This window comes from Paenibacillus sp. J23TS9 (assembly GCF_018403225.1).
In the GTDB taxonomy this organism is placed as follows: Bacteria; Bacillota; Bacilli; order Paenibacillales; family Paenibacillaceae; genus Paenibacillus_AQ.
In genome coordinates this window covers 1-25806 of sequence record NZ_BOSG01000008.1, presented here as the reverse complement: position 1 = coordinate 25806, position 25806 = coordinate 1, and the positions used below count along the sequence as shown (strand labels likewise).

The 25806-nt window shown below is 46.1% G+C and carries 44 protein-coding genes and 1 rRNA gene; 42 read left to right on the top strand and 3 right to left on the bottom strand.

Features of this window, described 5'->3' with window-relative positions; all coding sequences use genetic code 11:
• The first annotated feature begins 5 nt into the window (after positions 1-5).
• The 33 genes from rplD (at position 6) to KJS65_RS28135 (ending at position 16755) form a co-directional block, all read left to right on the top strand.
• Positions 6-629, top strand: a complete 624-nt coding sequence (gene rplD, locus KJS65_RS28295) for a 50S ribosomal protein L4 (RefSeq protein WP_213653139.1) — start codon at positions 6-8, stop codon at positions 627-629.
• Positions 629-922 (top strand): 50S ribosomal protein L23, encoded by a 294-nt coding sequence (gene rplW, locus KJS65_RS28290; RefSeq protein WP_136609110.1) that lies wholly within the window; start codon positions 629-631, stop codon positions 920-922. Before rplD ends, rplW begins: the two co-directional genes overlap by 1 nt.
• Positions 923-934: 12 nt before the next feature.
• Positions 935-1765: a 50S ribosomal protein L2 gene (rplB, locus tag KJS65_RS28285; protein WP_213653138.1), complete on the top strand. Its 831-nt coding sequence runs from the start codon at positions 935-937 to the stop codon at positions 1763-1765.
• Between the two features lie 69 nt (positions 1766-1834).
• Positions 1835-2113, top strand: coding sequence for a 30S ribosomal protein S19 (gene rpsS / locus KJS65_RS28280; RefSeq protein ID WP_094600175.1), 279 nt, complete (start codon positions 1835-1837; stop codon positions 2111-2113).
• Positions 2114-2147: 34 nt separating this feature from the next.
• Positions 2148-2480 (top strand): 50S ribosomal protein L22, encoded by a 333-nt coding sequence (gene rplV, locus KJS65_RS28275; protein WP_136609112.1) that lies wholly within the window; start codon positions 2148-2150, stop codon positions 2478-2480.
• A gap of 13 nt (positions 2481-2493) precedes the next feature.
• A complete protein-coding gene (gene rpsC, locus KJS65_RS28270; protein WP_136609113.1) occupies positions 2494-3159 on the top strand; it encodes a 30S ribosomal protein S3 in 666 nt (221 codons plus the stop codon).
• A gap of 2 nt (positions 3160-3161) precedes the next feature.
• Positions 3162-3596 carry a 50S ribosomal protein L16 gene (gene rplP / locus KJS65_RS28265; protein WP_094600172.1) on the top strand — a complete coding sequence of 145 codons (435 nt, stop codon included), beginning with the start codon at positions 3162-3164 and terminating at the stop codon, positions 3594-3596.
• Positions 3586-3783: a 50S ribosomal protein L29 gene (gene rpmC / locus KJS65_RS28260; protein WP_036712586.1), complete on the top strand. Its 198-nt coding sequence runs from the start codon at positions 3586-3588 to the stop codon at positions 3781-3783. Before rplP ends, rpmC begins: the two co-directional genes overlap by 11 nt.
• Positions 3784-3826: 43 nt before the next feature.
• Positions 3827-4093 (top strand): 30S ribosomal protein S17, encoded by a 267-nt coding sequence (rpsQ, locus tag KJS65_RS28255; protein WP_136609114.1) that lies wholly within the window; start codon positions 3827-3829, stop codon positions 4091-4093.
• A gap of 38 nt (positions 4094-4131) precedes the next feature.
• Complete coding sequence (gene rplN / locus KJS65_RS28250; protein WP_136609115.1) at positions 4132-4500, top strand: 50S ribosomal protein L14; 369 nt, start codon at positions 4132-4134, stop codon at positions 4498-4500.
• An 82-nt stretch (positions 4501-4582) separates the two neighbouring features.
• Complete coding sequence (gene rplX / locus KJS65_RS28245; protein ID WP_211147105.1) at positions 4583-4936, top strand: 50S ribosomal protein L24; 354 nt, start codon at positions 4583-4585, stop codon at positions 4934-4936.
• A 31-nt stretch (positions 4937-4967) separates the two neighbouring features.
• On the top strand, positions 4968-5510 hold the full coding sequence (rplE, locus tag KJS65_RS28240) for a 50S ribosomal protein L5 (protein ID WP_136609116.1): 543 nt from the start codon (positions 4968-4970) through the stop codon (positions 5508-5510).
• A gap of 46 nt (positions 5511-5556) precedes the next feature.
• Positions 5557-5742 carry a type Z 30S ribosomal protein S14 gene (locus KJS65_RS28235; RefSeq protein ID WP_074961883.1) on the top strand — a complete coding sequence of 62 codons (186 nt, stop codon included), beginning with the start codon at positions 5557-5559 and terminating at the stop codon, positions 5740-5742.
• Between the two features lie 32 nt (positions 5743-5774).
• On the top strand, positions 5775-6173 hold the full coding sequence (gene rpsH / locus KJS65_RS28230; RefSeq protein ID WP_136609117.1) for a 30S ribosomal protein S8: 399 nt from the start codon (positions 5775-5777) through the stop codon (positions 6171-6173).
• 30 nt (positions 6174-6203) lie between these two features.
• Complete coding sequence (rplF, locus tag KJS65_RS28225) at positions 6204-6746, top strand: 50S ribosomal protein L6 (RefSeq protein ID WP_136609118.1); 543 nt, start codon at positions 6204-6206, stop codon at positions 6744-6746.
• A gap of 83 nt (positions 6747-6829) precedes the next feature.
• Complete coding sequence (gene rplR, locus KJS65_RS28220) at positions 6830-7198, top strand: 50S ribosomal protein L18 (RefSeq protein ID WP_213653137.1); 369 nt, start codon at positions 6830-6832, stop codon at positions 7196-7198.
• A gap of 26 nt (positions 7199-7224) precedes the next feature.
• Complete coding sequence (gene rpsE, locus KJS65_RS28215; protein WP_136609120.1) at positions 7225-7722, top strand: 30S ribosomal protein S5; 498 nt, start codon at positions 7225-7227, stop codon at positions 7720-7722.
• A 12-nt stretch (positions 7723-7734) separates the two neighbouring features.
• A complete protein-coding gene (gene rpmD / locus KJS65_RS28210) occupies positions 7735-7920 on the top strand; it encodes a 50S ribosomal protein L30 (RefSeq protein ID WP_127606503.1) in 186 nt (61 codons plus the stop codon).
• 45 nt (positions 7921-7965) lie between these two features.
• Positions 7966-8406: a 50S ribosomal protein L15 gene (rplO, locus tag KJS65_RS28205; protein ID WP_136609121.1), complete on the top strand. Its 441-nt coding sequence runs from the start codon at positions 7966-7968 to the stop codon at positions 8404-8406.
• The gene (secY, locus tag KJS65_RS28200; RefSeq protein WP_213653136.1) at positions 8406-9704 is read left to right on the top strand and encodes a preprotein translocase subunit SecY; all 1299 of its coding nucleotides are present in this window, start codon (positions 8406-8408) and stop codon (positions 9702-9704) included. Before rplO ends, secY begins: the two co-directional genes overlap by 1 nt.
• Before the next feature lie 91 nt (positions 9705-9795).
• A complete protein-coding gene (locus tag KJS65_RS28195; protein WP_213653135.1) occupies positions 9796-10440 on the top strand; it encodes an adenylate kinase in 645 nt (214 codons plus the stop codon).
• A 5-nt stretch (positions 10441-10445) separates the two neighbouring features.
• The gene (map, locus tag KJS65_RS28190) at positions 10446-11198 is read left to right on the top strand and encodes a type I methionyl aminopeptidase (RefSeq protein WP_213653134.1); all 753 of its coding nucleotides are present in this window, start codon (positions 10446-10448) and stop codon (positions 11196-11198) included.
• Positions 11199-11208: 10 nt separating this feature from the next.
• Positions 11209-11517, top strand: a complete 309-nt coding sequence (locus KJS65_RS28185; RefSeq protein WP_213653133.1) for a KOW domain-containing RNA-binding protein — start codon at positions 11209-11211, stop codon at positions 11515-11517.
• Between the two features lie 2 nt (positions 11518-11519).
• On the top strand, positions 11520-11735 hold the full coding sequence (gene infA / locus KJS65_RS28180) for a translation initiation factor IF-1 (RefSeq protein ID WP_018753971.1): 216 nt from the start codon (positions 11520-11522) through the stop codon (positions 11733-11735).
• Positions 11736-11965: 230 nt separating this feature from the next.
• Positions 11966-12079 (top strand): 50S ribosomal protein L36, encoded by a 114-nt coding sequence (gene rpmJ, locus KJS65_RS28175; protein ID WP_003322638.1) that lies wholly within the window; start codon positions 11966-11968, stop codon positions 12077-12079.
• Between the two features lie 21 nt (positions 12080-12100).
• A complete protein-coding gene (rpsM, locus tag KJS65_RS28170) occupies positions 12101-12469 on the top strand; it encodes a 30S ribosomal protein S13 (protein WP_136609127.1) in 369 nt (122 codons plus the stop codon).
• 19 nt (positions 12470-12488) lie between these two features.
• Positions 12489-12884: a 30S ribosomal protein S11 gene (rpsK, locus tag KJS65_RS28165; protein WP_127606489.1), complete on the top strand. Its 396-nt coding sequence runs from the start codon at positions 12489-12491 to the stop codon at positions 12882-12884.
• 134 nt (positions 12885-13018) lie between these two features.
• Entirely contained in the window at positions 13019-13963 is a 945-nt protein-coding gene (locus KJS65_RS28160; RefSeq protein WP_127606487.1) for a DNA-directed RNA polymerase subunit alpha, read from the top strand.
• Between the two features lie 33 nt (positions 13964-13996).
• A complete protein-coding gene (gene rplQ / locus KJS65_RS28155; RefSeq protein ID WP_136609128.1) occupies positions 13997-14362 on the top strand; it encodes a 50S ribosomal protein L17 in 366 nt (121 codons plus the stop codon).
• A 251-nt stretch (positions 14363-14613) separates the two neighbouring features.
• The gene (gene truA / locus KJS65_RS28150) at positions 14614-15390 is read left to right on the top strand and encodes a tRNA pseudouridine(38-40) synthase TruA (protein WP_213653132.1); all 777 of its coding nucleotides are present in this window, start codon (positions 14614-14616) and stop codon (positions 15388-15390) included.
• Between the two features lie 183 nt (positions 15391-15573).
• Positions 15574-16011, top strand: coding sequence for a 50S ribosomal protein L13 (gene rplM / locus KJS65_RS28145; RefSeq protein ID WP_213653131.1), 438 nt, complete (start codon positions 15574-15576; stop codon positions 16009-16011).
• A gap of 19 nt (positions 16012-16030) precedes the next feature.
• On the top strand, positions 16031-16423 hold the full coding sequence (gene rpsI, locus KJS65_RS28140; RefSeq protein ID WP_136609131.1) for a 30S ribosomal protein S9: 393 nt from the start codon (positions 16031-16033) through the stop codon (positions 16421-16423).
• A gap of 182 nt (positions 16424-16605) precedes the next feature.
• Entirely contained in the window at positions 16606-16755 is a 150-nt protein-coding gene (locus KJS65_RS28135; RefSeq protein WP_213653130.1) for a hypothetical protein, read from the top strand.
• Between the two features lie 79 nt (positions 16756-16834).
• On the opposite strand, the gene KJS65_RS28130 is transcribed toward KJS65_RS28135, so the two are convergent.
• Positions 16835-17173 carry a hypothetical protein gene (locus KJS65_RS28130; RefSeq protein ID WP_213653129.1) on the bottom strand — a complete coding sequence of 113 codons (339 nt, stop codon included), beginning with the start codon at positions 17171-17173 and terminating at the stop codon, positions 16835-16837.
• Positions 17174-17357: 184 nt separating this feature from the next.
• On the opposite strand from KJS65_RS28130, the gene KJS65_RS28125 reads away from it, so the two are divergent.
• The 5 genes from KJS65_RS28125 (at position 17358) to KJS65_RS28105 (ending at position 21930) form a co-directional block, all read left to right on the top strand.
• A complete protein-coding gene (locus KJS65_RS28125; protein ID WP_213653128.1) occupies positions 17358-17846 on the top strand; it encodes a spore coat protein in 489 nt (162 codons plus the stop codon).
• A gap of 180 nt (positions 17847-18026) precedes the next feature.
• Positions 18027-18719 (top strand): phosphoadenylyl-sulfate reductase, encoded by a 693-nt coding sequence (locus tag KJS65_RS28120; protein WP_213653127.1) that lies wholly within the window; start codon positions 18027-18029, stop codon positions 18717-18719.
• Positions 18720-18753: 34 nt separating this feature from the next.
• A complete protein-coding gene (sat, locus tag KJS65_RS28115; protein ID WP_213653126.1) occupies positions 18754-19923 on the top strand; it encodes a sulfate adenylyltransferase in 1170 nt (389 codons plus the stop codon).
• 68 nt (positions 19924-19991) lie between these two features.
• Positions 19992-20765 carry an N-acetylmuramoyl-L-alanine amidase CwlD gene (cwlD, locus tag KJS65_RS28110; RefSeq protein WP_213653125.1) on the top strand — a complete coding sequence of 258 codons (774 nt, stop codon included), beginning with the start codon at positions 19992-19994 and terminating at the stop codon, positions 20763-20765.
• 67 nt (positions 20766-20832) lie between these two features.
• The gene (locus tag KJS65_RS28105) at positions 20833-21930 is read left to right on the top strand and encodes an Mrp/NBP35 family ATP-binding protein (protein WP_213653124.1); all 1098 of its coding nucleotides are present in this window, start codon (positions 20833-20835) and stop codon (positions 21928-21930) included.
• 53 nt (positions 21931-21983) lie between these two features.
• Here KJS65_RS28105 and gerD read toward each other — a convergent pair whose 3' ends face one another.
• A complete protein-coding gene (gerD, locus tag KJS65_RS28100; RefSeq protein ID WP_213653123.1) occupies positions 21984-22679 on the bottom strand; it encodes a spore germination lipoprotein GerD in 696 nt (231 codons plus the stop codon).
• 124 nt (positions 22680-22803) lie between these two features.
• Between gerD and KJS65_RS28095 the strand changes: the two genes are divergently transcribed.
• Entirely contained in the window at positions 22804-23397 is a 594-nt protein-coding gene (locus KJS65_RS28095) for a KinB-signaling pathway activation protein (protein WP_213653122.1), read from the top strand.
• Between the two features lie 35 nt (positions 23398-23432).
• Here KJS65_RS28095 and pdaB read toward each other — a convergent pair whose 3' ends face one another.
• Positions 23433-24239 carry a polysaccharide deacetylase family sporulation protein PdaB gene (pdaB, locus tag KJS65_RS28090; RefSeq protein WP_213653121.1) on the bottom strand — a complete coding sequence of 269 codons (807 nt, stop codon included), beginning with the start codon at positions 24237-24239 and terminating at the stop codon, positions 23433-23435.
• A gap of 90 nt (positions 24240-24329) precedes the next feature.
• Between pdaB and KJS65_RS28085 the strand changes: the two genes are divergently transcribed.
• From KJS65_RS28085 to KJS65_RS28075, 3 genes are all read left to right on the top strand, one after another.
• Complete coding sequence (locus tag KJS65_RS28085; protein WP_213653120.1) at positions 24330-24938, top strand: stage II sporulation protein M; 609 nt, start codon at positions 24330-24332, stop codon at positions 24936-24938.
• Positions 24939-25128: 190 nt separating this feature from the next.
• Positions 25129-25359, top strand: a complete 231-nt coding sequence (locus KJS65_RS28080) for a hypothetical protein (protein WP_136609141.1) — start codon at positions 25129-25131, stop codon at positions 25357-25359.
• 362 nt (positions 25360-25721) lie between these two features.
• Positions 25722-25806, top strand: a 16S ribosomal RNA gene (locus tag KJS65_RS28075); the annotation flags it as partial.

Genomic DNA, 25806 nt, shown 5'->3' with positions numbered 1-25806 from the left:
AAGCAATGCCAAAAGTATCCGTGTTTAATGTCAGCGGAAGCCAAGTAGAAGAATTGGAACTGAACGATGCGGTATTCGGTATTACACCTAATGTCCACGTTTTGAACCAAGCTGTATTGCTGCAAAGAGCATCTTTGCGTCGCGGTACACACAAAGTGAAAGGCCGTTCTGAAGTACGCGGCGGCGGACGTAAGCCTTGGAAACAAAAAGGCACAGGCCGTGCACGTCAAGGTTCGATCCGTTCACCACAATGGAAAGGCGGCGGTACTGTATTTGGTCCAACACCACGCAGTTACTCGTTCAAGCTTCCTAAGAAAGTTCGTCGTCTGGCGATTAAATCCGCATTGTCTTCCAAAGTGATTGACAATAACATTATTGTTCTGGATGCACTTGCTCTGACCACGCCTAAAACGAAGGAATTTGCATCGATCCTGAACAACTTGAAAGTGGAACGTAAAGCTCTGATCGTCGCTCCTAGCTATGATGATAATGTAGCTCTTTCCGCTCGTAATATTCCTGGAGTGAAATTCGTAGCGGCAGACGGCATTAATGTTCTTGACGTGCTTATGTACGACAAGCTGATCATTACGAAAGAAGCAGTTCAGAAGGTAGAGGAGGTGCTCGCGTAATGAAAGATCCTCGTGATATTATCAAACGTCCGGTGATTACAGAACGTACTGCTGACTACATGGCTGACCTTAAGTATGCCTTCGAAGTTGACATTCGTGCTAACAAAACCGAAATCAAACAAGCCGTTGAGTCTATTTTCAAAGTGAAAGTAACCAGCGTTAACACTATGCGCGTCCCAGCTAAGCCGAAACGCTATGGCCGCTACAACGGTTATACAACCGAGTGGAAAAAAGCCATCGTAACGCTGAGCAAAGACAGCAAAGCGCTCGAGTTTTTTGAATCTGTAGAGTAAGGAGGAAATCACGTGCCTATTAAAAAGTATAAACCTACTTCCCCGGCAAGACGTAACATGTCCGTATCTACTTTCGAAGAGATTACGACAAATCAGCCGGAGAAATCGTTGCTTGCACCGCTTAGCAAAAAAGCTGGCCGCAACAACCAAGGTAAAATTACAGTTCGTCACCACGGCGGCGGACATAAACGTAAATACCGTATCATCGACTTCAAACGTACGAAAGACGGCATACCAGGTACCGTTGCTACAGTTGAGTATGATCCGAACCGTACTTCTAACATCGCTCTGATCCACTATGCAGACGGAGAGAAACGCTACATCATCGCTCCTAAAGGTCTGAAAGTTGGAGACAAGATCGAATCCGGACCGAGCGCCGACATCAAAATCGGTAACGCTCTTCCAATGGAGAACATTCCAGTAGGTACTGTTATCCACAATATCGAACTGCAACCTGGCAAAGGCGGACAATTGGTTCGTGCTGCCGGTACCGAAGCTCAGCTTCTTGGTAAAGAAGAGAAATACGTATCCGTACGTTTGTCTTCTGGTGAAGTTCGCAAGCTCTTGAAGGTTTGCCGCGCAACCATCGGTTCTGTTGGTAACGAAGATCATGAGCTCATCAAAATCGGTAAAGCAGGCCGCAGTCGCTGGCTCGGACAACGTCCTGAAGTCCGCGGTGTAGTCATGAACCCTAACGATCACCCTCACGGTGGTGGTGAAGGCCGCGCTCCGATCGGTCGTAAATCGCCTATGTCTCCTTGGGGCAAACCAACCCTTGGTTACAAAACGCGTAAAAAAGGAAAAGCTTCTGACAAGTATATCGTTCGCCGCCGCACAAAATAATGCACATTGTGCATAACTTTGTGAAGTGCCGAAAGTAACGAGAGATTGGACGAAGGGAGGATTTTATAGATGAGTCGCAGTTTGAAAAAAGGACCTTTCATTGATGGGTACCTGCTGAAAAAAGTAGAAGTGATGAACGAGTCGAGCAAGAAAGCTGTTATCAAAACTTGGTCCCGCCGTTCTACGATTTTCCCACAATTTATCGGTCACACGTTCGGTGTATACGATGGACGCAAACACGTTCCTGTATATGTAACGGAAGACATGGTAGGTCACAAATTGGGTGAATTTGCTCCAACACGTACTTACAAAGGTCATACGGACGATGACAAGAAAACAAGAAGATAATTTGAAGCTCTTTGTTTGAGAGGAGGTAAAACAAATGGAAGCAAAAGCACATGCCAGATCGATCCGGATTGCTCCTCGTAAAGTCAAGCTCGTGATTGACTTGATCCGTGGTAAGCAAGTTGGTGAGGCAATCGCCATTCTCCGCCACACTCCGAAATCGGCTTCCCTGGTTGTAGAGAAGCTGCTGAACTCAGCGATCGCCAATGCTGAGCATAACTACTCTATGGATATTAATAGTTTGGTTGTTAGCCAGGTTTTCGTTAACCAAGGACCAACCATGAAGAGATTCCGTCCACGCGCCATGGGCCGTGCAAGCAGAATCAATAAACGCACCAGCCACATTACTTTGGTGGTATCTGAAAAATAAGGAGGGATAACGTGTGGGCCAAAAGGTAAATCCTGTCGGACTCCGGATCGGTATTATCCGTGATTGGGAATCTAAATGGTATGCAGGCAAAGATTTCGGAAATCTTTTGCTGGAAGACGTTAAAATTCGCGAATACCTTAAGAATAAACTAAAAGATTCTGCTGTATCTCGTATTGAAATCGAGAGAGCGGCAAATCGTGTGAATGTGACTATCCACACTGCGAAACCAGGAATGGTTATCGGTAAAGGTGGTTCTGAAGTCGAAGTACTGCGGAGCCAAGTTACTAAAATTGCAGGCGGCAAAAAAGTTCACATCAATATCTCTGAAATCAAACATGCGGATCTGGATGCAATCTTGGTTGCAGAAAGCATCGCACAACAACTGGAACGTCGTGTATCTTTCCGTCGCGCTCTGAAACAAGCGATTCAAAGAACAATGCGTTCTGGCGCAAAAGGAATTAAAACTCAAGTCGGCGGACGTCTTGGCGGAGCCGAGATTGCTCGTTCGGAAGGATATAGTGAAGGAACAGTTCCTCTTCATACGCTCCGTGCTGATATTGACTATGGTACAGCAGAAGCGCATACTACTTATGGCCGTATTGGCGTAAAAGTATGGATCTATCGTGGTGAGGTACTTCCTCCGGCTAAGAAACAAGCTGCTCAGGAAGGAGGCAACTAATCATGTTGGTACCAAAACGTGTAAAACACCGCAAGCAACAACGCGGTCACATGAAAGGTATGGCTAAAGGCGGCACTGAGCTCAACTTCGGTGAATTCGGTCTGCAAGCTCTTGAGCCAACTTGGATTACTAACCGCCAGATCGAAGCAGCGCGTATTGCTATGACGCGTTACATCAAACGTGGCGGTAAAGTATGGATTAAAATTTTCCCTGATAAGCCGATCACTCAAAAACCTCTTGAGGTTCGTATGGGTAGCGGTAAAGGTAACGTAGAGAAATGGGTCGCAGTTGTCAAACCAGGTAAGATTATGTTTGAACTTGGAGGCGTGCCTGAGGAGATCGCTCGCGAAGCGATGCGTCTTGCCGCTCACAAGCTGCCGATCAAAACGAAGTTTGTGAAACGTGAAGAATTGGGTGGTGAAGCAAATGAAAGCTAATGATCTGCGTAACTTGACCACTGCAGAAATTGAGCAAAAGATTGCGGGTTTTAAAGAGGAGCTCTTTAACCTCCGTTTTCAATTGGCTACCGGACAGCTTGACAACCCGACTCGGATCCGTGATGTGCGCAGGGAAATAGCTCGTGCTAAAACCGTCATCCGTGAAAGAGAACTTGGGATTAGTTAATTGAATCAGTCATTTTTGCCTGTATTCAGGAAGGAGGCTAACGATGAGCGAAGAACGCAATGCTCGTAAAGTGCAAGTAGGTAAAGTTGTCAGTGACAAAATGGAAAAAACCATTGTTGTAGCTGTTGAAACTTACAAAAAACATGATCTCTATCACAAGCGTATTAAATACACTAAGAAATTTAAGGCGCATGATGAGAACAATACTGCAAAAATCGGAGATACCGTTAAAATCATGGAAACTCGTCCACTCTCCAAAGACAAACGCTGGAGATTGGTAGAAGTCGTTGAAAAAGCGGTTATCATCTAAAGATATAACGACAGTTTTTCCGAAAGGAGGAAATTTCAATGATTCAACCATTTACACGTCTGCATGTAGCTGACAATTCTGGTGCGAAGGAACTGATGTGTATCCGCGTATTGGGTGGTACGGGTCGTCGTACTGCTGCAATCGGTGATTTGATCGTTTGTTCCGTGAAACAAGCAACACCAGGCGGCGTTGTCAAAAAGGGTGACGTAGTCAAGGCTGTTGTGGTTCGTACGAAGCGTTCTGTACGCCGTAAGGACGGATCTTATATCGCATTTGACGAAAACGCAGCGGTTGTTGTTAAAGACGACAAGGGCCCACGCGGAACTCGTATTTTCGGACCAGTGGCTCGCGAACTTCGTGATAAAGACTTCATGAAAATCGTTTCCTTGGCACCGGAAGTTATCTAAGACTTACAATGATCGGATAACCGATTGAATAGATCGTTCCAAGTTATGCTTGTCAAAAGGCAAGCCGCAGGAGGTGTAACAAATGCCAAAAGTGAAAAAGGTTCTGGAATCGCACAATAACAAGCTGCACGTCAAGAAAGAAGACACGGTTATGGTTATCAGCGGTAAAGACAAAGGCAAAAAAGGCCGTGTCATTGCAGCGTACCCTCGTGAAAACCGTGTGCTTGTGGAAGGCGTCAACATGGTGAAAAAACACCAGAAGCCGAACCAAATGAATCCGCAAGGCGGAATTATTGAACAAGAAGCGCCGATCCATGTATCCAATGTGATGCATCTTGATCCGAAGAGCGGTAAAGTAACTCGTGTTGGTTACAAAGTGCTCGATAACGGTAAAAAGGTTCGTGTTGCTAAGAAGTCCGGAGAAGTTATCGACTAATCGAACAGTGGAGAAAGGAGGTTTATGATTCATGGCAACAAGAATGAAAGAACGCTTTCTGAATGAAATTACTCCTGCCTTGATGCAGAAGTTCAATTATTCTACGGTAATGCAAGTGCCTAAAATCGAGAAGGTTGTCATCAACATGGGTGTTGGTGAGGCTGTATCGAACTCGAAAGTGCTTGATTCCGCAGTGGCTGATATGCAGCTGATTGCTGGTCAAAAACCAGTCATTACTCGTGCTAAAAAATCCATCGCAGGATTCAAATTGCGTGAGAATATGCCGATCGGTGTTAAAGTAACTCTGCGCGGTGAGCGTATGTATTACTTCTTGGACAAATTGTTCAACATTACTCTTCCACGCGTACGTGACTTCCATGGCGTGTCCACCAAAGCATTTGACGGACGCGGTAACTACACACTTGGCCTCAAGGAACAACTGATTTTCCCTGAGATCGAGTATGATAAAGTGGATAAAGTCCGTGGTATGGATATCGTAATCGTAACGACGGCTAAAACTGACGAAGAGTCCCGCGAGCTGCTCGCTCAATTGGGAATGCCTTTTGCGAAGTAATTCGTGAATCCATTTCTCCGAAAATTTTTAGGAGGTGTCAGGCTAAGTGGCAAAAACTTCGATGAAAGTAAAACAACAACGTACGCCTAAGTATAAAGTTCGTGCTTACACGCGCTGCGAACGTTGCGGTCGTCCACATTCGGTACTGCAAAAGTTCAAAATTTGCAGAATTTGTTTCCGTGAATTAGCTTATAAGGGCCAGATTCCTGGCGTCAAAAAAGCAAGCTGGTAAGAAGTTTATAATCGGGAAGGAGGTTTACACACATGACTATGTCTGATCCAATTGCAGATATGCTTACTCGTATCCGTAACGCCAACACTGTGCGTCACGAAACAGTAGAAATGCCTGCTTCGACGATGAAAAAACAAATCGCTGATATCTTGAAGCGTGAAGGTTTCATCCGTGATGCAGAATATATCGATGACAACAAACAAGGGATTATCCGTGTTTTCCTGAAATATGGTGCAAACAACGAACGCGTTATCTCCGGTTTGAAAAGAATCAGTAAACCAGGTCTGCGCGTTTACACGAAGAGCAACGAAATCCCTCGTGTACTCGGCGGTCTCGGAATCGCGATTATCTCCACTTCTAAGGGGATTATGACCGACAAAGAAGCTCGTCAATCCAAAGCTGGCGGAGAAGTTGTCTGCTACGTTTGGTAATACACGTCACAAAACAAGGAGGTGCAACAAATGTCCCGTATTGGTCGCAAACCAATCGCAGTACCTAGCGGTGTGGATATCACACTGAACAATACCGAAATCACTGTTAAAGGACCTAAAGGATCTTTGACTCGTGAACTTCACAAGGATATGAAAGTAACGGTTGAAAACAACGAAATCGTCGTTGAACGCCCGTCTGATAACAAACTGCATCGTTCCCTTCACGGCACGACCCGCAGCGTTGTCAACAACATGGTGAGCGGCGTTACTGAAGGATTCTCCAAATCTCTGGAATTGGTTGGGGTCGGATATCGTGCAAGCAAATCCGGAGATAAAATCGTTCTTAACGTTGGATACTCTCATCCAGTTGAAATCACTCCAGAAGCCGGTATCGAATTCGAAGTGCCTGCAAATACAAAAATCATCGTTCGCGGTATTGATAAAGAGCGCGTAGGTGCATACGCTGCTAAAATCCGTTCCGTTCGCGAACCTGAGCCTTACAAAGGTAAAGGGATTAAGTACGAAGGCGAACGCATTATCCGTAAGGAAGGTAAAGCTGGTAAGAAGAAATAAGCTTTCTAAACTTATCAGTTTTTTACCCCATGCGTCTTAAAGTGAAGCTGTAATGGCAAACTGAAAGGAGTGAAATGGAAGTCATGATTACAAAACAGGATAAGAACAAGGCACGTGTCAGACGTCATCTGCGTGTACGCAAGAAAATCCAAGGTACCGCTGCTCGTCCACGTCTGAACGTATTCCGTTCTTCTAAACATATCTATGCTCAACTGATCGATGACGTAGCTGGTGTAACCATCGTTTCCGCATCTACAGTTGATAAAGAACTTAGCAGTTCTATTAAAAACGGCGGCAGCGTAGAATCCGCTCGTCAAGTTGGCGAACTGGTTGCTAAGCGCGCTAAAGAAAAAGGTCACACAGCGGTTGTATTCGACCGTGGAGGTTACCTGTATCATGGACGGATTCAAGCCTTGGCTGAAGCAGCACGCGAAGCAGGCTTGGAATTCTAAGAATTTCTAAAAAGGAGGTTAACGACTTGCGTGTAGATCCGAACACTTTAGAACTGACTGAAAGAGTTGTAAATATTAACCGTGTAGCTAAAGTTGTAAAAGGCGGACGCCGTTTCAGCTTCAGCGCTCTGGTTGTTGTCGGTGATGGCAAAGGCTACGTTGGTGCCGGTATCGGTAAAGCAGGCGAAGTACCTGACGCCATCCGCAAAGGCATCGAAGATGCTAAGAAAAATCTGATTCACGTTCCGATCGTAGGAACATCCATTCCTCACCTGGTTACTGGTCACTTCGGTGCTGGTCGCGTTCTTTTGAAACCAGCTTCTGAAGGTACTGGAGTAATCGCTGGCGGTCCTGTACGTGCCGTACTGGAACTTGCTGGTGTGGGTGACATCTTGACAAAATCTTTGGGTTCTTCGAACTCCATGAATATGGTCAACGCAACTTTGGAAGGTTTATCCCGTCTGAAGCGTGTTGAAGAGGTTGCCAAACTTCGTGGCAAATCTGTCGAAGAGCTGCTCGGTTAAGGAGGGAATGTCATGGCTAAACTTCAAATTACCCTCGTCCGCAGTGTAATCGGTCGTCCTGAAACTCAGCGTACTACCGTTAAGACTCTCGGCTTGCGTAAACTTAACTCCAGCGTGGTTCATAACGACAATCCTGCGATTCGCGGAATGATCAACAAAGTGAGTCATCTGGTATCTGTAACAGAAATTGAAGGTTAATCTGCTAAAGATTAACCTACAAATATTAAGGAGGTGCAACGAACGATGAAGTTACATGAACTTACTTCAGCTACTGGCTCCCGTAAAGACCGTAAGCGTGTAGGTCGCGGTACAAGTAGCGGTACGGGTAAAACATCTGGCCGCGGTCACAAAGGGCAAAATTCTCGTTCCGGCGGCGGCGTACGTCCTGGATTCGAGGGTGGACAAAACCCACTGTATCGTCGTCTGCCAAAACGTGGTTTTGTAAATCCTACGCGGAAAGAGTATGCGATTGTTAACATCGAGGAACTGAACAGCTTTGCAGAGGGTACAGAAGTAACTCCGGAATTTTTGGTGGAGAGCGGCGTAGTGAAAAATACGATGAGCGGCATCAAAATTCTTGGCAATGGCGAAGTAACCGTCAAATTGTCTGTAAAAGCAAATAAGTTCTCTCAATCTGCGGTAGAGAAGATCGAGGCTGCCGGCGGTAAAACCGAGGTGATCTAATGTTTAAGACCCTGAAGAATATATGGCGGGTTGAGGACCTTCGTAAAAGAATTCTGTTCACCTTGTTGGTACTGATCATTTACCGTATTGGTTCATTCGTTCCTGTTCCTGGCGTTGATAAAACGGTCCTGGAACAGACGAATCAGCAAGGCTCAGAATTGTTTGGTCTCTTAAACACGTTCTCGGGTGGTGCATTGCATCAATTCTCCATCTTTGCCCTCGGGATCGTGCCGTATATTACCTCGTCCATTATCGTGCAATTGCTCTCGATGGATGTTATTCCTAAGCTGGCTGAGTGGGCAAAACAAGGCGAGCACGGGAAGAAGAAATCAGCGCAATTGACTCGTTATGGTACGATTGTATTGGGTCTCATCCAGGCATTTGCGATGTCAATCGGGTTTAACCGGTTGTACTCAGCCGAAATGATTCCTAATGCTACTTTTGTGGATTATCTGCTGATTGCCATCGTGCTGACAGCGGGTACCGCATTCCTGATGTGGCTCGGCGAGCAGATTACGGAAAAAGGAATCGGTAATGGTATTTCCATTCTGATCTTCTCCGGGATTATCGCAAATATCCCGACTTATATCCGGTCTACTGCTCAATCGAACTTTATTCAAGAAGGCCAGGTCTTCATGAATTCCCTGAAAACATTGATCGTTCTCATTGTCATCGTGGCGATTATTGTGGGTGTTATTTACATCCAGCAGGCGATTCGTAAAATACCTGTACAATATGCAAAACGTGTCGTTGGCAACAAGATGTACGGTGGACAGAATACGCATATTCCGATGAAAATCAATGCGGCTGGCGTTATTCCGGTCATCTTCGCAGTATCTCTGCTGCAGTTCCCTACTATTATCGCAGGATTCTGGTCTACTCATGAATGGGCGAAGTGGATTCAAACTAACTTGAGATATGACTATCCTCTGGGTATGGTACTGTACGTTCTGATGATTATCGGTTTCACGTTCTTCTACACGTTCGTGCAGATGAACCCGAACCAAATGGCAGACAACATGAAGAAAAACGGCGGCTATATCCCGGGTATTCGCCCTGGTAAAGCAACCGAGAAGTATCTGACCCGTGTAATGTCCCGGCTTACCATGACCGGTGCCATCTTCCTGGCTGTCATTTCTCTCGTGCCGATTGGCTTCGGTACTCTGGCTGGCTTGCCTAGCTCAGTTAAAATCGGAGGCACTTCACTGCTGATCGTCATCGGGGTTGCACTTGATACGATGAAGACCATCGAAAGTCAGTTGATCAAACGTCACTACAAAGGTTTTATCAACAAATAAGTGATAGGTTCCGGTGAAGTCCACTTTGAACTTCCCGGCAACTTATTGCGTTGTTTCTTGTAAAGAGGCAGTGTCGGAGGGAGAGAGAAACGTGAACATACTATTCATGGGCCCTCCTGGGGCAGGAAAAGGAACACAGGCAGAAGTCATTGTCAATGAATTCGGCATTCCCCATATTTCTACCGGCGATGCATTTCGTCTGGCGATTAAACAGGGAACTCCTATTGGCATCAAAGCCAAAGAATACATGGATCAAGGGCTTTTGGTACCGGATGATGTAACGATCGGCATTGTGGAGGAACGTCTGCAGCAGTCCGATTGCGAAAAAGGTTTTTTATTGGATGGCTTTCCAAGAACCCTTTCGCAAGCGGAAGCGCTGGATGATATACTTAGCAGACTTCATACCCAGCTGGATCATGTCATCAACCTGAAAGTAGATCGTGATAAATTGATGGCGCGCCTTACAGGACGCCGGATATGTAAAAACTGCAGTGCTACTTATCATGTGATCTTCAACCCGCCGAAACAGGAAGGTGTATGTGATAAATGCGGAGGCGAATTGTATCAACGCTCAGATGACAATGAAGAGAGCGTCGGTACCCGTCTGGACGAATATATCAACAAAACAGCACCACTCCTAGCATTTTATGAGAACAAAGGTCTATTGCGTCAGATCGATGGTGATCAAGAAATCGATACGGTATCGAGTGAGATCGTATCGGTGCTGCGAGGTTAGTCGTAATGATCATTTGTAAGTCCGAAACGGAACTCGGCTTTATGCGAGAAGCAGGGCGAATTGTGGCGGAAACGCACCGTCTCATGGCAAAGCACATTGAACCTGGCATTACGACCGGGGAACTTGACTCTATTGCCGACCACTACATTCGCAGTCAAAAAGCACTGCCGTCTTTTAAGGGCTACAATGGTTTTCCTGCCAGCATTTGCGCTTCAGTCAATGATCAGTTGGTACACGGATTTCCCGGCAAACGCAAATTAAACGAAGGCGACATTATTACGCTAGACATCGGTGCGCAGTACCGTGGTTACCATGGAGACTCCGCTTGGACCTATCCTGTAGGCAGGATTTCCGATGAGGCCCAGCGTCTGCTGGACGTCACCGAACAATCTTTGTATGCAGGCTTGGAGCTTGTCAAACCTGATGTGCGCCTGTTCACGATCTCACATGCCATCCAGTGCGTCATTGAAGACGCCGGCTTCTCGGTTGTTCGAGAGTATGTCGGACACGGAGTTGGGGCAGAACTGCATGAAGAACCGAATATTCCGAACTTTGGCGTTCCGGATCGGGGACCTCGGCTCAAAGCTGGCATGGTGCTGGCGATCGAACCGATGGTTAATGCCGGCTCACGTTATGTCAAAACGCTTGAAGACAATTGGACGGTCGTTACGGTCGACGGATCCTTATGTGCTCACTTTGAGCATACAATAGCCGTTACTTCCGAAGGTCATGAGATTCTCACAAAACTGGATGTGTAGGTGATTGTTCTTGAGTAATCAAAACAGCCTGCAGATCGGCCAGATTGTGAAAATCCTGAAAGGCAAAGATGCCGGACAGGTGGCCGTGGTCGTATCCATTGAAGACAGCAGGTTCGTATATATAGCGGATGGGAACAAACGAAAGTTTGACCAGAGAAAGAAGAAGAATCTTCAGCATCTGGAGCTCCAGTCCTTCATTAGCAGCGAGGTCGCTAACAGTTTAAATGAAAGCGGTCGGGTCACGAACGGAAAGCTGCGTTTTGCAGTCGCGAAGTTTGTGCAGTCCACCGAATCCCATGCTGAAGAGAAAGGAGACTAACTGTGGCCAAAGAAGATGTAATTGAAGTGGAAGGTACGGTCATCGAACCGTTGCCGAATGCTACTTTCAAGGTTGAGCTTGAGAATGGTCATCAAATTCTTGCTCATGTTTCCGGTAAGCTGCGGATGCACTTTATCCGTATTCTGACAGGAGACAAAGTGGTCGTGCAGTTATCGCCTTATGATTTATCCAAAGGCCGTATAACGTACCGTAAGTAATTTTTACCGTTTCTTTCATTAAGACGCCAGGGATGTTATGATCCTATATGGCACTTGAAAATGTTCTTTCCTGGTTTTACACTTGTAAAATCCGGTTGATCCTATAAGATATGAATTTGCTTCCTTCATGATGGGAGCAAATCCTTATGAAAAAAGTTTTGTGTTACAAGACTTTAGTCAATCCTTACGAAGTGAGTTTTGCTTTGCAAAACTTGAGGGAGGTAATTAACATGAAGGTGAGACCTTCTGTGAAGCCTATTTGCGAAAAATGCAAAGTCATTCGCCGCAAAGGTACTGTTATGGTTATCTGTGAAAATCCGAAACACAAACAAAAACAAGGTTAATTGAAGGGGGTGTAGCGTAAAATGGCTCGTATAGCTGGTGTGGATTTGCCACGTGACAAACGCGTTGAGATCGCCTTGACTTATATTTTCGGAATCGGTAAAACGACTTCCCAGAAAATTCTGAGCACTACAGGCATCAATCCGGACACTCGTGTTCGTGATTTGACGGAAGATGAAGTCAGCAAATTGCGTGAAACGATCGACAAATCGGTTAAGGTTGAAGGTGACCTGCGTCGTGAAATTTCCTTGAATATTAAACGTCTCGTTGAGATCGGTTGCTATCGTGGAGTGCGTCATCGCCGCGGTCTGCCGGTTCGTGGACAACGTACTAAAACGAATGCTCGTACACGGAAAGGCCCTCGTCGTACTGTAGCGAACAAGAAGAAATAAGAAGGGGGGATAAAAGAGAATGGCTAAACCGAAAAAAGTCGTACGTACTAAACGTCGTGACCGCAAAAATATTGAATCCGGAGTGGCTCATATCCGTTCCACGTTCAATAATACGATCGTAACAATTACGGATCCTCATGGAAACGCGATTTCCTGGGCAAGCTCCGGCGGCCTTGGATTCAAGGGTTCCCGTAAGTCGACTCCGTTTGCAGCTCAAATGGCTGCAGAATCCGCAGCAAAAGCTGCTATGGAACATGGAATGAAATCGGTAGAGGTTATGGTTAAAGGTCCAGGTGCAGGCCGTGAAGCAGCGATCCGCTCTTTGCAAGCAGCTGGTCTGGAAGTTAACCTGATCAAAGACGTTACTCCAGTTCCACATAACGGTTGCCGCCCGCCTAAACGTCGTCGTGTCTAATTGAAGTCAACCTGAAGAATGTGGTATATTTCCGGCACAATCTGCTAATAATGGTTGTTTAGGCATACTACATGTTTACACAAGATAAGTTGACAGTTTCAAATAGGAGCGACGTTTGAAGGAGGGGTAATTGCGTGATTGAAATCGAAAAGCCGAAAATTGAGACCGTAGACGTCAGTGAAGACGGAGCCTATGGCAAGTTTGTAGTAGAACCGCTTGAGCGTGGATATGGAACGACTTTGGGGAATTCCCTTCGCCGGATCCTGCTTTCCTCGCTGCCAGGCGCAGCCGTAACATCCGTACAGATCGATGGCGTTCTCCACGAGTTCTCAACGGTTCCGGGTGTAATGGAAGACGTGACGGAAATTATTCTGAACCTGAAGGCTCTATCCCTGAAAATTCATTCTGATGAGGAAAAAGTCCTCGAGATTGATGCTGAGGGTGAAGGAGTTGTGACGGCAGGAGATATCCGGGCGGACAGCGATGTTGAGATTCTTAATCCGGACCTTCATATTGCAACGATGGGTCCAGGTTCGAGACTTCACATGCGTATTTTTGCTAACCGCGGTCGTGGCTATGTCCAAGCAGATAAGAATAAACGTGATGATCAACCGATTGGCGTCATCCCGGTCGATTCTATCTATACCCCGATTAGCCGCGTCAACTATGGCGTGGAGAATACGCGGGTTGGTCAAGTGACCAACTATGACAAATTGACGCTTGAAATCTGGACTGATGGAAGCATCCGCCCAGAAGAGGCTGTAAGCCTCGGCGCCAAAATTTTGACCGAGCATTTGATGCTGTTCGTCGGTCTGACTGACGAAGCAAAAGATGCTGAAATCATGGTCGAAAAAGAAGAAGACAAAAAAGAAAAAGTGCTTGAAATGACGATCGAAGAGCTTGATCTCTCCGTTCGTTCCTACAACTGCCTCAAGCGTGCCGGTATTAACACGGTACAAGAGCTGACTACTAAAACCGAAGAAGACATGATGAAAGTCCGTAACCTGGGCCGCAAGTCTTTGGAAGAAGTACAGGAAAAGCTCGAGGAACTTGGTCTGGGACTTCGGACAGAAGAATAGCTTCTTAGAATCGTTAGCGAAGGAGGGGAAAACATGGCATACCAAAAGTTGGGCCGCGATTCCAGCGCACGTAAAGCTTTATTCCGTGACCTGGTTACCGACCTGTTCTTATATGAACGCATCCAAACTACGGAAGCGAAAGCGAAGGAAGTTCGTTCCATCGCAGAAAAGCTGATCACTAAAGCAAAGAAGGGTGACCTTCACGCTCGTCGTCAAGTGGCAGCATTCGTTCGTCGTGAAACTATTGATGGAGAGCAAGACGCTATCCAAAAACTGTTCAGCGAACTGGCTACCCGTTATTCTGAGCGTCCAGGCGGATACACACGTATCTTGAAACTCGGACCTCGCCGCGGTGACTCCGCGCCTATGGTTTATCTGGAACTGGTTGACCGCGCGTAAACAGGTGAGGATGGGGAAAGGGGGGAAGGAATCGTATGATTCTGATCGAACCCTTTTTTTCACGTCCGGGACTTGTGAACGGATAAAGACCATCTTTTCCGGATAACAGGCCCAGGTTCGTGTTCCTTTGACTTCATCAGGAACGGCTCCGCCGTGTTGTACGGCGGAGCCGTTTTATGTTTCAGCGTGAGCAGCGCATGAGTTGCCTTTTTCGGTAAAAGGCAGGCAGAGGATTCAGGAGGTTATGGGGAATGCGCAACATATGTATGAAAGTCAGCTATGACGGTACGAACTACAGCGGTTTTCAGACCCAGCCGGATGGAAATGCCATTCAGGATTATCTGGAGAAGTCAATTGATATGCTCGCGGGAGAGAAAGTGAAAATACATGCTTCGGGCCGCACTGACGCCGGTGTTCACGCTTATGGACAGGTTTTTCATTTTCACACCACTTCCAAGATTCCTGTGGAACGTTGGTGTATGGCACTGAACTCCAGACTTCCAAGAGATATCATGGTCACGGAAGCCAGAGAAGTCCCGCTGGAGTTTCACTCCAGAAGGTCTGCGAAGCGGAAAACATACCGTTATACCATCAATGCCAATCAATTTCCGGATTTATTCCGCAGAAATACGGAGCTTCATCATCCTGGCAGGTTGAATGTAGAGGCCATGGCTGAGGGGTTGAAGCATCTGATTGGCACGCATGACTATACATCCTTTGCGTCCCGACACTCTACCAAGCCATCTCATATCCGTACGGTATATGATGCCCATATAGAGAGGGATCAATCCATTTGCCGCCCGGGAACCCGGGACCAGGGCTTGATTCATATCTTTATTACAGGCAACGGCTTTTTGCAGCATATGGTTCGCATTATTGCGGGCACATTGCTGGAAGTGGGGAAAGGCCGTAAGAAGCCTGAGGATATCGCGTCGATATTGCAGGCAAAAGACCGGATGAAAGCAGGTCCAACCGCGGAATCCAAAGGACTTATTTTATGGAATGTGGAATATGAGAATTTCAATTAAAAACATTGAAAATCAGCTTGCGATTTATCTGCCTATACTGTAGAATAAAAGTTGTGTTTTCTTAATGGCTATCCCACAGCCCCCAATTAAGAAAATTACAAACCTTACATTTACAAATGACTTTTGATAACGACAATGAACGAAGATAAATGATTTTCGGACGAATACAAGGAGGAACTATTCATGCGTACCACCTATATGGCTAAGCCAAATGAAGTTGAGCGCAACTGGCACGTTATTGATGCCGAAGGCAAAACTCTTGGTCGTTTGGCGAGCGAAGCAGCTGCTTTGATCCGTGGCAAACATAAGCCACAATTCACAACTCACGTTGACACAGGTGACTTTGTAGTTGTCATCAATGCTGAGAAGATTCACCTTACAGGCAAGAAAATGCAAAACAAGAAATACTACCGTCACTCCATGCATCCAGGTGGTTTGAAAGTGACTAACGCTCATGACCTTCTGAACAGCAAACCAGAACGTGTATTGGAATCAGCTGTTCACGGCATGCTTCCTAAAACTCGCATGGGCGAGAAAATGAAGCTGAGATTGAAAGTATATGCAGGCACTGAGCATCCACATGCAGCACAAAACCCAGAAGTTTACGAACTTCGCGGATAATTAAAAGGAGGACAGTTTCATGGCACAAGTACAATACTATGGGACAGGTCGTCGTAAACATTCGGTAGCACGTGTTCGCCTTGTACCGGGTGAAGGACGCATTGTCATCAATAAACGCGACATCAATGAATATTTCGGTTTGGAAACACTCAAGCTGATCGTTAAACAACCACTGAACTTGACTGAAACACTGGGACAATACGACGTGCTCGTTATTGCTCACGGTGGTGGTATCTCTGGTCAAGCAGGAGCAATCCGTCACGGTATCTCCCGTGCACTGCTCAAAGCAGATCCGGATTTCCGTCCATCTTTGAAAAAAGCAGGATTCCTGACTCGTGACCCACGTATGAAAGAACGTAAAAAATACGGTCTTAAAGCGGCTCGTCGCGCACCTCAGTTCTCCAAACGTTAATATTTGTTCCTTGGTTTCCAAGGAATTACAAGCCTCTGGCCTTTACCGGCCAGGGGTTTTTTATTGTAAAAAAAGAACTGCCATAGGCAGTTCCATTATGTGAATCATTAACCCTGTAAAATACGTAAAGCATCCTCAACGGACCCGATTTCCCCGTATGCATCCTTGTGAAGGAGCTGAGAATGGCAGGACGGGCATTCTGCAAAAACCTGGCTGTAACCCTGGCCATCGTCGTTTCGTCCATTCTTCCACCATACATGAATCTGTTCAGCCTCTTTGCCGCAATCGCTGCAGACCAAGGAAGAAGACTGAATTTTTCCGGAATCGACTAACATAGGATCACCTCTCTTTACCTCCAAAAAGGAAATAGACCGGCAATGACTTGTGATCTGTTTCCTTTATATACATCTTTTAGCGTTGGAAGCCTTGAAAACCGCCCATTCCCATACCTTGGTGGTTTTGCTGTTGTGCAAACGTGTTGAAGTACGCGTTGTCGTTGGATGCGCCGCCATTCAACTGATGAGCCAGATTGGAGATTTGCTGCAACTGCTGGATGGCATGCTGGTGCCCTTGCAAGGCGGTTTGAATCGTTTGGGCTGCCTGCTGTTCGCGCTGGGCCATTTGCTCGAGCTGAGCCGCATTGCTTTGCTCTTGTCGGAGCAGCTGCTCGTATTTTTGCGAGGCCTGCTGCGTTTGCTGAATCAATTGCTGCACGAGCTGAGAAATCTGCTGTTGGTTATAAGTGTTCAAAGTTGTTCCTCCTTGGAAGGGGTTATTGCTGCATTTGATATTGTGCCTTTTGAAGCCCCAAATTATTTTTTGTTTATGATTAAGACAATGTGCCCAATGGGCGAATCCACCATATGATGAAGTATTACAGAAACGGAGGGATTCGATTTTGCAACCTAGCGCAAATGAAAATGTGAACGCAAGCATGCAACGCAAACACCTGGCATGGCATGAAACGATGGAGCTGCACGAGCTGACGGCGTCCACGGCAAACAATCTGATAGCCCTGAAGATGCATCTCCATGAAGTGACGGATCCGAAGCTGCACGCTCTTTATGAGGATACTATTAAGGCACTGGAAAGCAATTTAAAAGAGCTGCTTCATTTTTACTCGATGGCACCGACTGAGAACCGTAACAACAAAAGCAAAGGCGAACATGAGGATATGACGGGCTTTTATGCAGGTCATTTGCTGGGCATGCTGAAATGCTGCATAAAGAACTACGCGACTGCCATCACCGAAACGGCCACACCTCAGTTAAGGGATACATTCGTGAAGCAGCTGAACGGTGCGATCAAAATACATGCGAAAGTGTTTAACTTTATGATGGAGCGCGGCCTTTATCATGCCTACGATTTGCATAAAATGCTGGAGAATGACAAGATGACAGCCAAAAAAGCGCTGGAGCTTTAATTTAATTTGAAGAAAAGTCCTTCTATTGAAGGGCTTTTTTTATTCGTTTCCCTTGAAAAAACATGTTAAAAGCATTGACAACCAACCATATTGGTTTATACTGGATTTAATCATATTAAACCACTAGGTATTAACTGAATTTAATGAAGTGAATTATTCGGAAGGGGAGAGACTTTCATAATGAATTTGCTTGAAAAGGAAAAGTGGATTGAGATTCAGGCTGCTGAACTTGAGCATGCTTCTGCCGAAGAAGTGATCCGTGTAGCCGTTGAGACATTCCCGAATTTAACATTCGCTTGCAGCTTCGGTGCTGAAGATGTGGTTTTAGTCGATATTTTACAGAAGGTTAGCCCTTCAACTGATATCTTTTATCTGGATACGGATTTTCATTTTAAAGAAACTTACGAAACCAAAGACCGCCTGGAATCAAAATACGGTATTCAGTTCGTGCGTGTATCTCCGAAGCTGACCACAGATGAGCAGGCTGCACAGCATGGAGAGGAACTGTGGAAAACAAATCCAAACCAATGCTGTAATATCCGCAAAGTCGAACCTTTGACACGAATTCTTTCCCAATATGATGCCTGGATTACGGGAATACGCAGGGATCAAGCCCCTACTCGTGCAAATGCCAAAAAGGTAGAGTATGACCATAAATTCGGACTGGTTAAGTTCAATCCCATTGCCGAATGGACATCTGATGATGTATGGAAATATATCCGCGATAATCAAGTGCTGTACAATCCCCTTCATGATCAAAACTTTCCCAGTATAGGCTGCGAACATTGCACCCGCCCGGTTAATCCGGGAGAAGATCCAAGAGCAGGACGCTGGTCCGACAGTGAGAAAACAGAATGCGGACTTCACCAATAAAGCCAATAAAGCGAATGAAACAGGGGGAACAGATATGACAGCAATACTTCCGCATGGCGGCAAGCTCATTAACCGGATTGCTGAAGGGCAGGAGAGAGAAGATCTTTTGAAGGCTTCTTATCAATTAAAGCAGATCCCGGTGAATAACTGGACGATATCCGACCTGGATTTAATCGGGAGCGGTGCTTTCTCCCCGCTTGAAGGCTTTATGAATGAGGAGGATTACCGATCTGTAGTCAGTACCATGCGTCTTGCCAGTGGAACAGTCTGGAGCATACCGGTTACTTTATCGGTAGATGAAGAGGTAGCCCGTGGACTGAGCTTAGGAGATCAGGTGGCACTGACTGGCGCCGAAGACAACGTTATTTACGCCGTCTTGACTGTTGGAAGCGTCTATGAGGCGGATCAGAATGAGGAAGCACTGAAAGTATTTAAGACCAATGATCCGGAACATCCAGGCGTTAAAAAATTGCTGGAGCGCTCTCCAATCTATGTTGGTGGAAGTGTGAAGGTCCTCAATCGCCCACAGCCTGCAAGATTCGGCGATTTTTATTTTGATCCTGCTAGAACGCGCGAGCTTTTCCGTCAAAAGGGGTGGAATACGGTTGTCGGCTTTCAGACCCGTAATCCGGTGCATCGGGCTCATGAGTATATCCAGAAAAGTGCCATGGAAATCGTGGATGCGCTTTTCCTTAATCCTCTTGTTGGGGAGACCAAATCCGATGATGTCCCGGCGGATGTTCGGATGAAGAGTTACCTGGTGCTCTTGGAGAATTATTATCCGGAGGATCGGACCTTCCTGGGGGTTTTTCCGGCAGCCATGCGTTATGCAGGTCCAAGAGAAGCCATTTTCCATGCCATTGTACGTAAAAACTACGGCTGTACCCATTTCATCGTCGGCCGCGACCATGCGGGAGTCGGTGATTACTATGGTACTTATGAAGCCCAGGAGATATTCTCTAATTTCAAGCCCGAAGAACTCGGGATTACGCCGCTGTTCTTCGAGCATAGCTTTTTCTGCAAGAAATGCGGTAATATGGCCTCGAGCAAGACCTGCCCGCATCCGCATGAGGACCATCTCACACTTTCCGGCACCAAAGTACGCGGTTTGCTGAGAGATGGCCAGTGCCCGCCTCCGGAGTTTACCCGCCCGGAAGTCGCTGAAGTGCTCATATCCGGTATGAGAGCTCAAGTTACACCTTAAGGTACTATTTGTCCACCTCCACCCATATAGATGAGTAAAGTCGATATGGGAACGGAGGTGGATTTTTTATGTCCAAGCAGGGGCCTGGCAAGCAGATGCTGTGGATTCGGCTAAGCTCAATCAAAAAATTGCTGATGGGCATGTGTCTGCTTGTCGTGTTTATCGCTGTAGCCACATTTAATATCCCTACGGTAAAAACTACGGGTCACTGGAGCCTTCCATTATCGGGAAAGGTAATTGCATTGGATGCTGGCCATGGCGGACCGGATGGGGGAGCGGTAAGCAAACAGGGCGTCATTGAAAAAGATGTGAATCTTGCGATTGCCTTGTATCTCCGGGATTATTTGCAGCAGGCTGGGGCTCTGGTATACATGACACGTGAAGGTGATTACGATCTGGCCGGAGCTGACACCAAGGGGTATTCCAAACGCAAGACGGAAGACTTGAAGCAGCGGGCGAAGCTAATCCAGGATACTAAGGCGGATCTGTTTCTGAGCATACACTTGAACAGCTTTCCGTCCAATCGCTGGAGCGGGGCTCAAACCTTCTATTACCCTAACCATCCGGACAATGCAGGGCTCGCAGAACTTATCCAGGATGAAATTAAGCGTAATCTTGAAAATACCGATCGTGTTGCCAAAACGGTGGATACCGTGTATCTTTTGCAAGCATTAAAAATGCCTTCGGCGCTGGTGGAGTTAGGTTTTCTCTCCCATCCGCAGGAATCACAGCTTCTTCGAGATGAGAATTATCAGCGAAAGGTCGCGGCAGCGGTGTACAAGGGCATGCTGAGGTATTTATCCGGAGAAAAGGTGAAACTGTCGTCAGAAAATGAGCGTTGATGGTATAATACCTACTGGGGCTTATCCATGTATGGATGCCAATATATAAAGCAGAGGTGCTGCCATCATGTTGTCACGTGAGCAAGTTCAAGAAGTGTTACAGCCCATTGGTGATACTGCCACGGGTAGAAGCCTGATTGAGCTGCAGATGATAAGAGATATTGTTGTAAAGGAAACGAGAGTATCGCTTTCCGTAATTACACTGGATAATCGTGAAGGATATGGACAAGCGCTGGAGAAGGAAATCCGCGATCGTTTGCAGGCTGCCGGTGCCGAAGATGTTCATATCCGTATGCGCGAAGCAAATGAGCATGAGCGCAGCAAGATACTGGGCGATCATGAAAGCAAGACGGATGAGGATAAGCTGGTGAAGGGACATGCGGCCGGACTTGAAAAAAATGAACTGCTGGGCGATCCGCGTGTTCATTTTATCGCGGTGGCAAGCGGAAAAGGCGGCGTCGGTAAATCCACAGTAACCGTTAATCTGGCCGCTGCTCTTGCCCGTCAAGGGAAAAGAGTGGGACTGATTGACGCGGATATCTATGGATTCAGCGTTCCGGATATGATGGGGATCGAGGAAGGTCCCGTTGTTGTGGACGGAGTCATTGTACCAGTGGAGCGTTTTGGCGTGAAAATCATGTCTATGGGATTCTTCATCCGGGAGAACAATCCGGTTGTATGGCGCGGACCGATGCTTGGCAAAATGCTTCATCAATTTTTTAATGATGTAAATTGGGGCGAGCTTGATTATATGCTTCTGGATCTACCTCCGGGAACCGGTGATATTGCGCTTGATGTGCATCAGATGCTGCCGCAAAGCAAAGAGATTATTGTTACCACGCCGCATGCTACGGCCGCTTTTGTAGCAGCCCGTGCAGGGGCCATGGCCATCCAAACCAACCATGAAATTTTGGGTGTGGTAGAAAACATGGCGTATTACGAATGTTCTCATTGCGGAGAAAAGGATTTTGTATTTGGACGCGGAGGCGGCGGACAGCTTGCCGAAACGCTTCATACGAATCTGTTGGCGCAGTTTCCGCTGGGAGCACCGGATAATCATATCTCGGAACCGGATTTCTCGCCATCGGTGTATAAGCCCGAATCGACGAGCGGTCAGCTTTATAATGAACTGGCTGCCAATATTATTGCTAAGAGTGAGAAATAAAATTGAGTCAAATTAAAGAAAAAGCCCGTAAAGGGCTTTTTCTTTTGTTCAAGTTAAGAACCGCCGCTGTCTCCGCCACCGCTGTCCTTGTCTTTGTCTTTGTTAGCTTTGTCGCCGCCTTCTTGCTTTCCGCCTTCCTCGCCTTTACCGCCTTTTTCCACCTTGGGTTGAAGCTCTTGAGTTACAACATTCTTCAGAAGGCTCATAACCTCCATTTTAAACATTGGATTTTGCATGGCTTCCTGCATTACCGTCATGGACTGCTTGCGGTATTCTGGCGTTTTGGTCAGATCCAGAAACATCTTTGCCACTTCCGGAGACTTCATGATATCCGCAACCGATTTTTGATACGTCGGGTCTTTGATCAACTGCATATGCAGCTGCTTGTTCTGGGTGCTGATCGCTTTCGCGAAGTCACCGGCGAACTGCGGGTCGGTCATGATTTTTTCGAATTCCTTCTTATACTCTTCGGATGTGATGGTGTCTTTCACGGCCGTACGGATCTGATCCGTTGCCTGGGTGGTCATCATCTGCATGCCCATGCCGCCCGATGAGCTACCGCCGCTTTGTTTGAGCGCGTCCTCAACGGCTTTTTTGCCCTCATCGCTTTTGAGGATATCGACCACCATTGTTTTCATTTCTTTATAATCGCCTTGCGGCGGTGCATAGCTCTGTTCGGATCCGCAGCCTGACAGTACGGCAGAAAGTCCGAGTATGATTCCACATATGCCTAATACCGGCCACTTCATAAGCGTCACTCCTTTGCTATCATCCTGAATGTAGTATGCCGAGGTGAATTTCGAAATATGTCGATTCGGGAATGGTTTTTTAATGAGAACGTTGGTAAAATAAACTCTTGGGGGTGCAGACGAGTTGAACTTGAAAAATTGGTCCAAGTTATTTATTCAAACCTTGCTTGTGGGAGCTATTGTCTCCATTATTACCGGGTTCCTGCTGCCGTACAGCAGAGAATCAATTTCATTTAAGGATACAAGCGATATCTTATTTTATCTGCTTATTCTATTCGGTTTTGGGGCAATGACAAGCGTGTACTCACAGCTGGGCTTTTTTGCTTATATGATCCTGAATTATACAGCAATCGGCGTTTTTCCGAGAAAAGCGTGGCAGTACATACAGTTTGTTCTAGCGATCCTGGCGCTGCTGGAAGTTATGTTCTTCCGTTCTTTTGTGGGAAGGGAGAACAGCAGCCAAATGGCTGATCTGCTGCTGGGGATAGCCATTCTGATTGTGGCTGTCGCAGTAGCTTACTTTAAAGTCAGAGCTACCAATCCAAGCGCTTGGGTGCCAACCATCTTTTTCATGACAGCGATTACGATCGTCGAGATGGTAGGGGGACTCAAAATCAATGACAATAATGCTACAGTTTTTATTGTGGTCCCATTGTTAGCCTGCAATGCATACCAGATTTTGATACTGCATAAGCTGCTGAAATCAAAAAAGAGCTAAGAAACTTAGCTCTTTTTTCTTTATGATTCTATATGCTACATACCAGCAGCATCATCAATTGCCTGCTGAAGCGTGGCTTGGTCACGGATTTCCTTGCCTTTGGTATCCGCTTGGGTCAGAAGATCGGAAACAGTTACGAATTCATACCCCTGTTTGCGGAGCTCATCAATAATAATAGGAAGAGCCTCATGCGTTTGTTTGGAGGAATCGCTGGCATGAAGGAGGACGATATCACCCGGATGTGCTTTGTTTACGACGCGCTTGACGATATTGTCGACGCCGATATTTTTCCAATCCTGAGAGTCGGTATCCCACTGGATGACCTTGTAATTCAAACTGTCTGCGATTTTCAGCACCCGCTTATCAAAATCACCATTAGGCAGGCGCAGCAGGTTGGGTTCCTTTCCAGTCAAATCGGTTAATATAGAATTGGCAGTTGTAAGCTGGGACTTAATCTCTTCATCGCTTAAGGTGGTGTAGTTCACATGCTTATGACCGTGGCTTCCGATTTCAAATCCGGCTGTTTTAATCTGATTGACGATATCCGGGTGGCTCTTGCTCCAAGGGGAGGAGAGGAAGAAGGTTGCTTTCTCGACACCCTTGTCTTTGAGAACGTTGAGAATTGGCTCAGGACGCTTTTCACCCCAACTGATATCAAAAGTCAGGGCAATAACCTTCTTGTCCGTAGGAACGCTGTAAATGGCAGCAGGAGCTCCTTCGGAGAACACTGTAATATTGTCGGATTCTACATAAACAATACCGATAGCAAATAGTGCCGCGGCGAGAACAAAGAAGGTACGTTTAATTTTGCGGCCGTTCAACACATAAAAAAATGAATTCATCGCTATAGTCGCCCCTTTCCCACATTCGAATGCTTGTTTACTTCAAATGTATGCTCGTACCAGCGAGTTATTACCAAGAGGAGGTTTTATATGCTTCGATTCACTACTTTTCTAAAAGACCTTGGAGCGATCCGGAAAACGTTAGTGTTTGTAACAATCCTGTTTATTCTCGGCATCGTAGCGGGATGGTATAGTACGGGATCTCTTTCGGAAATCATTAATCAGCAGATGAGTGGTATTCGTGATATCAGTGAAACTCTAAGCAAGTCTACAAGCCCAAAGTGGAGCTTTTTTGTATTTATTTTCTTCAATAACAGCATTAAGGCCGTGGTGATGATTTTTCTGGGTCTATTCGTGGGCGTCCTACCGATCTTATTTCTGCTGATCAATGGAATGGTAGTAGGATATCTCGTACATAGCTCCATGGAGCAGGGGAACAGCTTGTTTGATTTGGTGGTTAAAGGACTGCTGCCTCATGGGGTCATTGAAATACCGGCTATTATCATTGCCTGTGCGTTCGGACTTCAAATGGGATTACTGGTTCTTTCAAGTCTTGGCGGGAGCGGGAAGGGAGCATTGAAGGAAAGATGGAGGGAGATGTTCAGAAGATCTCTAACGGCGTCCGTTTGGATAGTAATTTTGTTGTTTGTCGCGGCCATTATTGAGAGCACAGTAACTTATACCCTGATGAAGGGATAGCCATAATGGTTACAATTGGGGAATTTACGAAAATCACATTCATAAATTTCCCAAAAACTGTGCATAACAGTAAGGCGGTAAAATTGAGCCATCTACATCAATTGAACCAAGCTACTATTATTACCTCGATCCGTGCTCTGCAATATGAGAAGATACAATTGTTTTCAATAGACAAGGAGGCCAGGCAAACATGCTGGGTATGCTTTTTAATGATAAGGAATTCAAGGAACTTGATTATGTGCTACGCAAAGAGCTGGATGAGATGTTGTTTGATTTGAGTGATCAGAGATTGGATCTGGATGTCAGAAACGCGATTGCCAACAGATATAAAACGGTATTTCGCATGTATGCCCGGTTTGCGCCACCCAAGGAACTCTCCAAATATGCACGTAACAACAAGCTCTCTCAATTTAAGCATTAAATGCTTGACGGGGGAATGGATTCTATGATAAATTTATTTTCGCTTCAGTTTTAGTAACATGGAATTGAGAGCCTGTGAGATGCCTGCGAAAGTTGATTGAAATAAACTTCGAAAAAAGTTTTAAAAAAAAAGACTTGCAAAGCATCGAGCATGTATGATATATTATAAGAGTTGCTGCTGAGACAAAATGTTGAAGCGGAAACGAGAAAGAATTTGATCTTTGAAAACTGAACAACGAGTGAGATACAGGCTTTGCTTGCAAAGCCGAAACGCGAGATCATCGGGTTCAAGACTTCTGTCTGAATCGATGGTGGAGCACAAATGAGATTATATCTCGTCAGTTTCAAAATGAGCTATCAACTTTCTTGGAGAGTTTGATCCTGGCTCAGGACGAACGCTGGCGGCGTGCCTAATACATGCAAGTCGAGCGGAGTTGATGAGAAGCTT

What these genes read in the sequence shown, in the direction of transcription:
- rplE (WP_136609116.1), top strand. Translation starts at nt 4,968, where the DNA reads ATGGCAACAAGAATGAAAGAACGCTTTCTGAATGAAATTACTCCTGCC.
- rplN (WP_136609115.1), top strand. Translation starts at nt 4,132, where the DNA reads ATGATTCAACCATTTACACGTCTGCATGTAGCTGACAATTCTGGTGCG.
- rplP (WP_094600172.1), top strand. Translation starts at nt 3,162, where the DNA reads ATGTTGGTACCAAAACGTGTAAAACACCGCAAGCAACAACGCGGTCAC.
- KJS65_RS28120 (WP_213653127.1), top strand. Translation starts at nt 18,027, where the DNA reads ATGAATTTGCTTGAAAAGGAAAAGTGGATTGAGATTCAGGCTGCTGAA.
- KJS65_RS28105 (WP_213653124.1), top strand. Translation starts at nt 20,833, where the DNA reads ATGTTGTCACGTGAGCAAGTTCAAGAAGTGTTACAGCCCATTGGTGAT.
- map (WP_213653134.1), top strand. Translation starts at nt 10,446, where the DNA reads ATGATCATTTGTAAGTCCGAAACGGAACTCGGCTTTATGCGAGAAGCA.
- rplQ (WP_136609128.1), top strand. Translation starts at nt 13,997, where the DNA reads ATGGCATACCAAAAGTTGGGCCGCGATTCCAGCGCACGTAAAGCTTTA.
- KJS65_RS28125 (WP_213653128.1), top strand. Translation starts at nt 17,358, where the DNA reads ATGCAACGCAAACACCTGGCATGGCATGAAACGATGGAGCTGCACGAG.
- truA (WP_213653132.1), top strand. Translation starts at nt 14,614, where the DNA reads ATGCGCAACATATGTATGAAAGTCAGCTATGACGGTACGAACTACAGC.
- sat (WP_213653126.1), top strand. Translation starts at nt 18,754, where the DNA reads ATGACAGCAATACTTCCGCATGGCGGCAAGCTCATTAACCGGATTGCT.
- rplR (WP_213653137.1), top strand. Translation starts at nt 6,830, where the DNA reads ATGATTACAAAACAGGATAAGAACAAGGCACGTGTCAGACGTCATCTG.
- rpmD (WP_127606503.1), top strand. Translation starts at nt 7,735, where the DNA reads ATGGCTAAACTTCAAATTACCCTCGTCCGCAGTGTAATCGGTCGTCCT.
- rpsM (WP_136609127.1), top strand. Translation starts at nt 12,101, where the DNA reads ATGGCTCGTATAGCTGGTGTGGATTTGCCACGTGACAAACGCGTTGAG.
- KJS65_RS28080 (WP_136609141.1), top strand. Translation starts at nt 25,129, where the DNA reads ATGCTGGGTATGCTTTTTAATGATAAGGAATTCAAGGAACTTGATTAT.
- rplV (WP_136609112.1), top strand. Translation starts at nt 2,148, where the DNA reads ATGGAAGCAAAAGCACATGCCAGATCGATCCGGATTGCTCCTCGTAAA.
- rplF (WP_136609118.1), top strand. Translation starts at nt 6,204, where the DNA reads ATGTCCCGTATTGGTCGCAAACCAATCGCAGTACCTAGCGGTGTGGAT.
- rplO (WP_136609121.1), top strand. Translation starts at nt 7,966, where the DNA reads ATGAAGTTACATGAACTTACTTCAGCTACTGGCTCCCGTAAAGACCGT.
- KJS65_RS28135 (WP_213653130.1), top strand. Translation starts at nt 16,606, where the DNA reads ATGGCAGGACGGGCATTCTGCAAAAACCTGGCTGTAACCCTGGCCATC.
- secY (WP_213653136.1), top strand. Translation starts at nt 8,406, where the DNA reads ATGTTTAAGACCCTGAAGAATATATGGCGGGTTGAGGACCTTCGTAAA.
- rpsK (WP_127606489.1), top strand. Translation starts at nt 12,489, where the DNA reads ATGGCTAAACCGAAAAAAGTCGTACGTACTAAACGTCGTGACCGCAAA.
- rpsS (WP_094600175.1), top strand. Translation starts at nt 1,835, where the DNA reads ATGAGTCGCAGTTTGAAAAAAGGACCTTTCATTGATGGGTACCTGCTG.
- cwlD (WP_213653125.1), top strand. Translation starts at nt 19,992, where the DNA reads ATGTCCAAGCAGGGGCCTGGCAAGCAGATGCTGTGGATTCGGCTAAGC.
- rplD (WP_213653139.1), top strand. Translation starts at nt 6, where the DNA reads ATGCCAAAAGTATCCGTGTTTAATGTCAGCGGAAGCCAAGTAGAAGAA.
- KJS65_RS28085 (WP_213653120.1), top strand. Translation starts at nt 24,330, where the DNA reads ATGCTTCGATTCACTACTTTTCTAAAAGACCTTGGAGCGATCCGGAAA.
- rplW (WP_136609110.1), top strand. Translation starts at nt 629, where the DNA reads ATGAAAGATCCTCGTGATATTATCAAACGTCCGGTGATTACAGAACGT.
- rpsH (WP_136609117.1), top strand. Translation starts at nt 5,775, where the DNA reads ATGACTATGTCTGATCCAATTGCAGATATGCTTACTCGTATCCGTAAC.
- rpmJ (WP_003322638.1), top strand. Translation starts at nt 11,966, where the DNA reads ATGAAGGTGAGACCTTCTGTGAAGCCTATTTGCGAAAAATGCAAAGTC.
- rplM (WP_213653131.1), top strand. Translation starts at nt 15,574, where the DNA reads ATGCGTACCACCTATATGGCTAAGCCAAATGAAGTTGAGCGCAACTGG.
- rplX (WP_211147105.1), top strand. Translation starts at nt 4,583, where the DNA reads ATGCCAAAAGTGAAAAAGGTTCTGGAATCGCACAATAACAAGCTGCAC.
- pdaB (WP_213653121.1), bottom strand. Translation starts at nt 24,239, where the DNA reads ATGAATTCATTTTTTTATGTGTTGAACGGCCGCAAAATTAAACGTACC.
- rpsI (WP_136609131.1), top strand. Translation starts at nt 16,031, where the DNA reads ATGGCACAAGTACAATACTATGGGACAGGTCGTCGTAAACATTCGGTA.
- gerD (WP_213653123.1), bottom strand. Translation starts at nt 22,679, where the DNA reads ATGAAGTGGCCGGTATTAGGCATATGTGGAATCATACTCGGACTTTCT.
- rpmC (WP_036712586.1), top strand. Translation starts at nt 3,586, where the DNA reads ATGAAAGCTAATGATCTGCGTAACTTGACCACTGCAGAAATTGAGCAA.
- rpsQ (WP_136609114.1), top strand. Translation starts at nt 3,827, where the DNA reads ATGAGCGAAGAACGCAATGCTCGTAAAGTGCAAGTAGGTAAAGTTGTC.